Genomic DNA, 9,662 nt, shown 5'->3' on the forward strand with positions numbered 1-9,662 from the left:
GAATTTCTACTGAGGAGACAAACGGAACTATGAAGATCGCAGTCATCGGCGGAGGGCCGGGCGGCCTGTACTTCGCCGCACTGATGAAGCAGCTGAGCCCCCACCATGAGGTCAGGCTGTGGGAGCAGAACGCTGCCACGGATACTTTCGGCTTCGGCGTCGTCTTCTCCGACGAGACGCTCGGGGGGATCGCCACCGCGGACGAGGTGGTGGCCGCTGGGATGGAGCAGCGCTTCGCCCGGTGGACGGATATGGACGTCTACTACCGGGGCGAGCGGCACACTGTGGGAGGCCAGGGGTTCGCGGCGATGGGTCGCGGTGAGCTGCTGAAGCTCCTGCAGGAGCGTTGCGAGAGCCTGGGCGTGGACATCAGCTTCTCCACTCAGGCCCCGGACGTGGATCAGCTGGCCGCCGAGTACGACCTGGTGCTGGCCGCGGACGGGCTGAACTCACGGGTCCGCAAGCGCTATGAGGAGGTCTTCAAGCCCTCTCTGGACCTGCGGCAGAACAAGTACATGTGGTTGGGCACCGACAAGGTCTTCGAGGCCTTCACCTTCCACATCAAGGAGACCGAGTGGGGGGTCATGCAGATCCACGGCTACCCCTACTCCGCTGAGCGCTCCACGTTCATCGTGGAGATGCACGAGGATGTCTGGCGCCGCTCCGGCTTCGACGCCACGGAGCAGGAGGTCTTCCCACCAGGAGTGAATGACGAATACGCCATCGGCAGGATCCGGGAGATCTTCGCCGAGGAGTTGGGCGGGCATCAGGTGCTGGCGAACAACTCCAAGTGGCTGAACTTCACCACGGTGCGCAACGAGACCTGGCGCAAGGACAACATCGTGCTGCTGGGCGACGCCGCCCACACCGCGCACTTCTCCATCGGCTCGGGCACCAAACTGGCCATGGAGGACTCCCTGGCCCTGGCCGCCTGCCTCCATGAGCACGCGGACGTGGAGACTGCGTTGGAGGCCTATGAGGAGGAGCGCCGCCCGGTGGTGGCCTCCACCCAGCGCGCCGCCCAGGCCTCCCTGGAGTGGTTTGAGAACATCGGCCAGTATGTGGGGCAAGACCCTGAGCAGTTCACGTTCAACCTGCTGACCCGCTCCCGCCGCATCACTCAGGAGAACATGCGGGAGCGCGACGCCGACTACGCCGAGTTCATCGACAGGTACTACGCGGAGAAGACCGGCAGCGGCCAGGTGGTCCCAGCCATGTTCCAGCCCGGCAGCATCGGGGGCCTGGAGCTGAAGAACCGGGTTATCGTCTCGGCGATGGACATGTACTCGGCCGAAGACGGGGTGGCGGGGAACTTCCACCTGGTCCACCTGGGCTCCAAGGCGCTCGGCGGTGCGGGACTGGTGATGACCGAGATGGTGTGCGTCTCCCCCGAGGGGCGGATCACCCCCGGCTGCTCCGGGCTGTGGAATCAGGAGCATGTGGAGAGCTGGCGAGAGGTCACCGAGTTCGTGCACAGCTTCACCGATGCCAAGATCGGCGTGCAGCTGGGCCACTCAGGGCGCAAGGGCTCCACCAAGCTGATGTGGGAGGGTATCGACGATCTGCTGGAGGAGGGCGGCTGGCCGATCATGGGGCCCTCGGCCCTCCCCTACGGGCCTCAGTCCCAGGTGCCGCGGGAGATGACCCGCGAGGACATACTGCAGGTCAAGGAGGAGTTCGTTGCTGCCGCGGAGCGGGCAGCGGAGGCCGACTTCGACCTGCTGGAGCTGCACTGTGCCCACGGCTACCTGCTCTCCAGCTTCCTCTCCCCCCTGGCCAACCAGCGCACTGACGAGTTCGGCGGCTCCCTGGAGAACCGGCTGCGCTACCCGCTGGAGGTCTTCGACGCCGTGCGCGCGGCCTGGCCGGAGGACAGGCCGATGATGGTGCGCATCTCCGCCACCGACTGGCACGAGAGCGGCAACACCGGGAACGAGGCGGTGCAGATCGCCCGTGCGTTCGTCGAGCGCGGGGCAGCGGCTATTGATGTCTCCACCGGGCAGGTCACCAAGGCGGAGCAGCCGGCCTACGGGCGCAGCTACCAGACCCCTTTCGCCGACAGGATCCGCAATGAGGTGGCAGCCCCGGCAGGGACGAAAGTCATCGCAGTGGGCGCCATCGCCTCCTACGACGACGTCAACTCCATCCTGCTGGCCGGGCGGGCTGACTTCTGCGCCCTGGGCCGTCCGCATCTGTACAATCCCAATTGGTCGCTCAACGCCGCTGCGGAGCAGGAGGTCAATGAGATCCCAGGGGCCACCTGGCCCAAGCAGTTCCGCGCCGGGCGCCGCAAGCCGCCCAGCTCCCGCACGGACGCGGTGCGTCCGCGGCTCTCCCTGGTCCGGCAGGACCAGGAGGGGCTGCCCACCCATCTGCGGTGGCGCCCGCAGCTCAACAGCGGCGTCGCCAATACCATAGAGAAGGAGCCGGTCGCCCCATGACTCATTCAGCAGAGCTTTCTGAGACTGTCGCCGACGCCGTAGGCCGCACTTTGGCTGAGCTGGGTGTCCAGCACGCTTTCGGCGTGGTGGGCAGCGGGAACTTCGCCATGACGAACGCACTACGAAAGCACGGGGTCAGATGGACTGCGGCTCGGCACGAGGGTGGTGCCGCCACCATGGCAGATGCCTACGGCCGGGTCAGCGGAACGGTGCCGGTGGTCTCCACCCACCAGGGCTGCGGGCTGACCAACGCCATGACCGGTCTCGGCGAAGCCGCCAAGTCCCGGACTCCGATGATCGTTCTGACTGCGGACACCGGAACTTCTGCTGTTCTCTCCAACTTCCGAATCGATCAAGACGCCCTTGCCAGATCAGTGGGGGCGGTGGCCGAGCGGGTGCACACCCCAACTTCAGCGGTGCAGGACACGGTGCGGGCTTTCCGCACCGCGGTGCTGGACCGGCGAACGGTGGTGCTCTCCGTGCCCACCGACGTTCAGGCTTCCCCGGTTCCGGCAGCGGTTGACGCTCCGCTGGTCCCGGTACCGCAGAAAGTGCGGCCGGCAGCGGAGGCAGTGGCAGCAGTGACTGATGCGTTTGAGAGGGCTGAGCGTCCAGTGATCATTGCTGGACGTGGCGGCCGTGAAGCCGGCGCAGAGGTTCTAGCTCTGGCCGAAACAGCTGGTGCACTCACCGCAACCTCAGCGGCCGGGCACGGCTTGTTCCGTTCTGATCCGTTCAGCCTGGGGATCTCCGGCGGCTTCTCCTCGAACTTCACTGCCGAAACCATCCGGAGCTCGGACCTGATTGTGGCTTTCGGATGCGCGCTGAACATGTGGACCATGCGCCACGGCTCGCTCATCGGGGCCGAGACCACAGTCATCCAGGTCGATCTTGAGCAGAGTTCCCTAGGTGCCCACCGTCCGGTGGATCTGGGAGTGTTGGGAGACTCTGCTGAGACAGCCGCGGCGGTGCGCGCGGAGTTACTGAGGCGTGGCCCAACTCAAGCGAAGCAGCGCACACCACAGATGCGCGAACAGATCGCCGCTCAGTCTCGGAAGAACAGTGAGGTTTTCGAGGATCTGAGCCGGAACGGGACTGTGGACCCCAGGCTGCTGAGCATCGAGTTGGACAAGGCACTGCCGCAAGAACGCAGCGTCGCCATCGATTCCGGAAACTTCATGGGCTATCCGGCGGCGTATTTGCAGGTACCTGATGAGGCTGGGTTCTGCATGACCCAGGCTTTCCAGTCCATCGGGCTGGGCCTCTACACCGCAATCGGAGTGGCCACAGCCGCCCCACACAGACTAACCGTGCTGGGCACCGGCGATGGCGGTTTCTTGATGAGCATCGCCGAGCTGGAAACCGCCATCCGAGAGCAGCTGGCCATAGTGGTGATCGTTTACAACGATTCCGCTTATGGCGCTGAGGTCCACCACTTCGACGCTTCCCCGGAGGAGTTGGAGGTCGTCGAATTTCCACCCACTGATATTGCTTCCATCGCTCGGGGCTTCGGTGCCGAGGCCATGACAGTCCGCGGTCACGATGACTTAACAGCGGTCTCTGCACGAGTCGCCCAGGGCGTGGACTCCGTGCTTGTCATCGATGCCAAGATCGCCTCCGACGGCGGCTCCTGGTGGTTGGCCGAAGCGTTCAGAGGACACTGACTCAACACCCTACAAAAAACCGTACCTCAACAACAGGAGAGAATATGTCTACCATCAGCACCTTGTCCGAGAACTTGGCCGGCGGAAAAGTCAGCATCATTGATCTGACGAACACCCTCTCTGCCACTACACCTACACTCCGATTGCCTGACCCGTTTACGAACCTGATCGACTTCAGTTTGGAAGAGGTCAGTGCCTACAACGAGCCTGGACCGTTCTGGAAGCACCACAACATCCACACAGGTGAGCACATCGGCACCCACATTGATGCCCCAGTGCACTGGGCCTCCGGGCGCGAGGGCAAGGATGTCTCCCAGATCGAGCCGGAGCGCCTGATCGGACCTGCAGCGGTGCTCGATGTCACTGCTGAGGTGGAGAAGAACCCGGACTTCCTGCTGGAGATCGAGCACGTAAAGGTGTGGGAGGCCGAGCACGGCGCCCTGCCGAAGAACGGCTGGCTGCTGCTGCGCACCGGTTGGGATAAGTACTCCGATGACCAGGAGGCTTTCCTCAACGCCGATGAGACCGGGTCCCATACTCCGGGGATCTCCCCCGAGTGCGCCAAGTGGCTCGCTGAGGAGACTGAGATCTCCGGCTTCGGAGTGGAGACTGTAGGCATCGACCAGGGCAACGCCGCCCAGCTGGATCCGCCGTTCCCGGCACACTACTTCCTGCTGGGCAACGATAAGTACGGTATTACTTCCCTGCAGAATCTGGACAAACTTCCACCCACAGGCGCGTTGCTTGTCGTCGCCCCGCTGCCGATCGTCGGCGGAACCGGCAGCCCTAGCCGTGTCTACGCTCTGCTAGATGCCTAAAACCGTGCCCGCAAATCTCAGTTGTTAGGAGGTGTCACAGCGACGATGTACTCCGCGGTTTCCTCATGAACATTCACGTACCTGTGAGGCAGCCGAGAATCAAAGCGGCAGCTGTCGCCGGGGCGGAGCTCGTGGGAGACACCATTGACTTCCACCGTCAGAGTCCCCTTAGCCACCACAATGCACTCCTCAGAGGCATGAGTCCATGGTGCTTTGTGCGAGGCTCCGCCCGGCAGCATCTTGCCCAACAGAACTTCAAGCTCACCGCCGGAGGTAAATTTTTCGCATATGCCAAATCACCGCCAGGTGAAGTGATAGTGGTCTCCTGACCGCTCCTGATCACCTCAACCTGAAACGACTCCTCTTCGACCACAAACAAGCTGAAGATCGGGACCTGAAGCACACGCGCAATCTCTCGCAATGTGGCTAGGCTGGGGTCTACCCGACCCCGTTCTACTTGACTCAGAAACGGAGCAGAGACGCCGGCCTCCCAGGCCACTTCCCCGATCGTCATTACCAGGCACTTGCAGATCTCCCTGATGCGCAACTGACTCATTACATCCTTCCCTCGGTCCACCGAATAATCGCCTTGCATTCCAAATTTTTCAGCACAGTAAATTATTCGCAGAAATGATTGTTATGCCAATTTTTATCGCTAAGCTCACAGGACTACCACTAAGCCGAGCGACACAACTCGGGCGCCTCAGCCTATCCCCATCAGAAAGGACCCATGTTCACCCCTCCCTCCGTCACGCCACCCCACCGGGTCATGATTTTCGGTGCCTGCCGAGAGGCCTGGTACGCAGCGACCGATACCCAACGAGCAGACGAAGCACTGCCTGCGCTCAAGCAACTTGTGGACGCGTGGAAAGAACGAGGGATGCGAGTCCTGGAGTCTTTCGACGACGACTTCTTTCTCGTAGGTCAGCCCGGCTCTATGCAGTTCGCTTTTTTCATCATCGCTGAAGTGCCCTCACTCGAGGCCTTGGTGGACATGATGAATGTCGCACGCACAAGCAGCAACGGCCTACGCGCCGACCGCTGGTTCCGTTTTGAGTCACGTCTAGGACGCCGACTCTTCATTCTCGACGAGTAAACCCACACCCATTCAGATAACAATAACAAGCACCTTGGAGAAGCAATGACCGGAGAAAAACCCCTTGAGTTCAGAATAGGTATCTTAGGTGCCTTTATCGCACCCTTAGTATTCTTGATTGGAGCGACAGCCCACTTCGTCTACTTCAGAGCGTTCGACATGACGGCTCTGACGATGTCAGCCATTGTGGGGTTGCTGCTGGCGTCCATGCTAGCGAAGAACTATCACCTGTTCTGGGACCGGGCCGTTGCTGGGCTGGCCTCTCCCATTGCCATGACAGTAGTCATGATTCTCTTCGTCGTCGGCCCTTTCGCTTCGTTGTTGGAAACAACAGGGATATCTCAGGGTTTCGTCTGGCTCGCCAGTGAGATGGGCGTTTCCAGCGGACTCTTCATCGCCGTGGTCTTCGCCGCCACATGTGCCATGTCCGTGTCGACAGGCACCTCCTTAGGAACTATGTTCACAGCGTTCCCCATCTTCTATCCCGCCGGGGCGGCTCTTGACGCTAATGCCGTGCTACTGGCTGGAGCGATCTTCTCCGGTGCTATGTTCGGTGACAACCTCGCCCCCATCTCAGACACGACAGTGGTGTCTTCCTCCACTCAGAAGTACCGCTCCCGCGAAGGCACAGCCGAGGTTGCCGGCGTCGTCGCCTCACGTTTGAAGTACTCCCTGACAACTGCAGGAATCTGTTTCGTCCTTTTCCTCGTCTTCGGCTACGTGTTCCCCGGAGCGGGCCTGCAGAGTGACATTGATGCTTCAGGCGCTTCACCTCAAGGGCTGATCATGATTGTGCCGGTCATTGCTTTGATTACGGTGGCTTTTTGGAAGCGAAACCTCTTCCTGGCCATCACTGTAGGGCTTGTTGTCGGCATCGTGACCGGTATGGCCTCAGGACTTTTGAACCTGAACAGCATCGTCTCGGTGGAAGACGGGGCACCTGTCGGATTCATCTTCGATGGTGTGAACGGCATGCTCCCGCTGATCGGACTGACCCTTGGTGTCTTCGGCATGATGGGTGTTCTGCGCGGAGCGGGCATCTTCGACCTCATTATTGAGAAGCTCAGCAACGCCCGCTGGTCCAGGGGTCCGCGCGGTGCAGAGATCGCCATCGGTGCAGGGCAGACAGCCACCACCACCCTGTTCGCCGGAGTGGTCGGCCCCTCCATCGTTACTTTTGGTCCGGTCGCCGACGAGCTCGGGGCCCGGGCCGGCCTGCACCCCTACCGGCGGGCCAATGTCATGGAGTGCTTCGGTATGGGACTGGCCTGTATGGTGCCGGCTTTCAGCGCTTTCCTCTTCATCATTAGCCAACTCACAGAAGGCCACGAAGGCATGCCTGCATTGGCTCCGATGGAAGTAGCCGTTGCAGCTTTCTACCCCATCGTACTCTTCCTGGTCATGACGATCTCCGTCATCACCGGCTGGGGCCGTGTCTTCGAAGGTGAGGACGGTACCCCGACTAAGACCCACACGCTATCTCAACCAGAAAGCATCACCGCATGAGCACCACATCAACACACGACGCAGCCACCGCGCGCCTGATGGCAGAATCAGCAGCCGAAACCGATATCGACCTGAGCATCGGTGAGCCTGACCAGAAAGCCCCTGCCCGGATCGTGGAGGCCACTATGGCTGCACTCCAGTCCGGTGCCACTGGCTATACGGCTAAACCAGGTCTGTTAGAACTCCGAGAGGCTCTCACAGATGATGTAGAAACCTCCACAGGAGTACGTCCGTCAACAGCAGATGTCACCATCACGATTGGTGGCAGCGAAGCAGTAGCGATTGCGATCATGGCTGTATGCTCCGCCCAAGACGGGATCCTCATCCCTGATCCGGCGTGGCCCAACTACCGGCTGGTCGCCGAAGACCTGGGCTACCCCATCCACTACTATGCCCAAGGGCCCTCCGGAGACGATTTCATCGACCTCGACGGAGTGGAAAGAGGGTTGCAGGCCGGGGCGAAGCTGGTTGTTGTGAACTCACCCTCTAACCCCACCGCTGCAGTGGCAGATCGATCTGTACTGCAGTCCCTGGCTGAACTATTGGAAAAATACGATGCCCATGCCCTCTCCGATGAGGCATACGAGTCAATCGTCTTCAACGGCAATCGAGCGCCCTCGCTATACAGTGCATCTCCACACCGCACATTCGTTGTCCGCACTTTTTCCAAGACGTACTCCATGACTGGGTTCCGGGTCGGGTGCCTCATCACCCCCGAGCCGTTTCATCATAGGATTGGTTCGTTGCATGGAACCGTCACCGGTTGTGCTATGGCGGCTGCTCAACACGCCGCAATAGTCGCACTACGCGAACTTCCAGACCGAGGAAAGGAACTCTCCACCATCTACGGACAGCGGTTTTCTCAAGCCGCAGAGATCCTGGGACCATGGATGCCGCCAAGCAATCCGGAAGAGCTAGGCGGCTTCTATCTCTGGATAGATGGGCGCGAATCAGGATTGAGCTCCGCTGAGCTCTCTGAAAGACTCGCTCAGCGGGGGATCATCGTCTCCATCGGCCTGGTGTACACCCAGACCGATGGGTTCATCAGACTCTCACTGGGGGCTCCCGACCAAGACCTCCACACTGCGCTCCGAGTCCTTCGGGAGACTCTCGACTCAACCAAGAAAACAAGGATCTCAACATGAGCATGAATTTTCGTCAGCGCCTCCTCAATGGGGAGTCTCTCGTGGGCACTTTTTGTGCAATTCCTCATCCAGCAGCCACTGAGATGGTTGCCTCTGCTGGGTTCGACTTCCTTTGTCTGGACAGTGAGCACGCAGCGATTGACCGAGAGACTGCGGAGAATATGCTCCGCGCAGCTTCCGTCTGGTCCATTCCTGCCCTCGTACGAGTCGCTGGAAATACCCCTGAGCTTATCGGAGCCGCTCTTGATGGAGGGGCCGCCGGTGTGCTGGTACCACGAGTCAATACTGCAGAAGAGGCCCGGGCGGCTGTTGATGCCTCCCGGTACCCCCCGCACGGGAGTCGTGGTGCTGGCCCGGGGCGCGCCTCCTCCTACGGAGGGGGATTGAGCGGGTACCTCGGCAGCGCCAATGATGACATAGTCGTCGCAGTCCAAATCGAATCAGTGGAAGCGGTGCAGCACGTCGCAGAAATCGCGGCCGTAGAAGGCTTAGACATGCTCTTCATCGGCCCTGGCGATCTCTCCGTTTCTCTGGGCGCCACTGGTGGTACGGAACACGACACGAAGAGCTTGCAGGATGCCATCAGCTCAGTGGTCGAAATCGCCAAACAGCTGTCTCAGAATATTGGCCTTTTCCGCCTGTCCACAGACGATGTTGCACACTGGGCGGACTTAGGTGTCTCACTGTTCATCGTCAGTTCCGAGAGCATGATGATGATGGCTTTTATGTCAGATACCGCCTCAAAAGCGCAATCTAATCTCAAAAAGTATTAAATTAATAGAATAAAATTTATCTAATATATATTGAAATAGCATAAATATTAATGTTATTTTCTAGGCCTAGAGGCGCTCTTAGTGAGCCGCCGGCAGAGGATGCCAAGGTGGCTGCAGCAGTGCTGGAGGCGCTGGGCGCGGAGAGGTGAGGAGGTTGATGATGAGGATTGTGGTGTTGGTTAAGGAGGTGCCGGATTCCTACGGGGAGCGCAGGCTGAA

General features: G+C 60.4%; 9 protein-coding genes. 7 read left to right on the forward strand and 2 right to left on the reverse strand.

The features are described from left to right. Positions 1-29: 29 nt before the first annotated feature. The 3 genes from F0311_RS15375 to F0311_RS15385 are packed head-to-tail and all read left to right on the forward strand — an operon-like array spanning position 30 to position 4,923. Positions 30-2,441: a bifunctional salicylyl-CoA 5-hydroxylase/oxidoreductase gene (locus F0311_RS15375; RefSeq protein ID WP_150462815.1), complete on the forward strand. Its 2,412-nt coding sequence runs from the start codon at positions 30-32 to the stop codon at positions 2,439-2,441. Further along, a complete protein-coding gene (locus F0311_RS15380; protein WP_150462816.1) occupies positions 2,438-4,105 on the forward strand; it encodes a thiamine pyrophosphate-binding protein in 1,668 nt (555 codons plus the stop codon). Before F0311_RS15375 ends, F0311_RS15380 begins: the two co-directional genes overlap by 4 nt. A 44-nt stretch (positions 4,106-4,149) precedes the next feature. Beyond that, positions 4,150-4,923 (forward strand): cyclase family protein, encoded by a 774-nt coding sequence (locus tag F0311_RS15385; protein ID WP_150462817.1) that lies wholly within the window; start codon positions 4,150-4,152, stop codon positions 4,921-4,923. A gap of 17 nt (positions 4,924-4,940) precedes the next feature. On the opposite strand, the gene F0311_RS19155 is transcribed toward F0311_RS15385, so the two are convergent. Both F0311_RS19155 and F0311_RS19160 read right to left on the reverse strand, forming a co-directional pair. Next, positions 4,941-5,162: a cupin domain-containing protein gene (locus F0311_RS19155; RefSeq protein ID WP_191089966.1), complete on the reverse strand. Its 222-nt coding sequence runs from the start codon at positions 5,160-5,162 to the stop codon at positions 4,941-4,943. Next, the gene (locus F0311_RS19160; RefSeq protein WP_150462819.1) at positions 5,081-5,518 is read right to left on the reverse strand and encodes a helix-turn-helix domain-containing protein; all 438 of its coding nucleotides are present in this window, start codon (positions 5,516-5,518) and stop codon (positions 5,081-5,083) included. Before F0311_RS19160 ends, F0311_RS19155 begins: the two co-directional genes overlap by 82 nt. A 135-nt stretch (positions 5,519-5,653) precedes the next feature. Between F0311_RS19160 and F0311_RS15400 the strand changes: the two genes are divergently transcribed. The 4 genes from F0311_RS15400 to F0311_RS15415 are packed head-to-tail and all read left to right on the forward strand — an operon-like array spanning position 5,654 to position 9,443. Then, complete coding sequence (locus tag F0311_RS15400; protein ID WP_150462820.1) at positions 5,654-6,019, forward strand: hypothetical protein; 366 nt, start codon at positions 5,654-5,656, stop codon at positions 6,017-6,019. Between the two features lie 45 nt (positions 6,020-6,064). Beyond that, entirely contained in the window at positions 6,065-7,525 is a 1,461-nt protein-coding gene (locus F0311_RS15405; protein ID WP_150462821.1) for a Na+/H+ antiporter NhaC family protein, read from the forward strand. Beyond that, positions 7,522-8,670: a pyridoxal phosphate-dependent aminotransferase gene (locus F0311_RS15410; RefSeq protein WP_150462822.1), complete on the forward strand. Its 1,149-nt coding sequence runs from the start codon at positions 7,522-7,524 to the stop codon at positions 8,668-8,670. Before F0311_RS15405 ends, F0311_RS15410 begins: the two co-directional genes overlap by 4 nt. A gap of 2 nt (positions 8,671-8,672) precedes the next feature. After that, positions 8,673-9,443: an HpcH/HpaI aldolase family protein gene (locus tag F0311_RS15415; RefSeq protein ID WP_150462846.1), complete on the forward strand. Its 771-nt coding sequence runs from the start codon at positions 8,673-8,675 to the stop codon at positions 9,441-9,443. Positions 9,444-9,662 lie beyond the last annotated feature (219 nt).

This window comes from Nesterenkonia ebinurensis, from assembly GCF_008711175.1.
In the GTDB taxonomy this organism is placed as follows: domain Bacteria; phylum Actinomycetota; class Actinomycetes; order Actinomycetales; family Micrococcaceae; genus Nesterenkonia; species Nesterenkonia ebinurensis.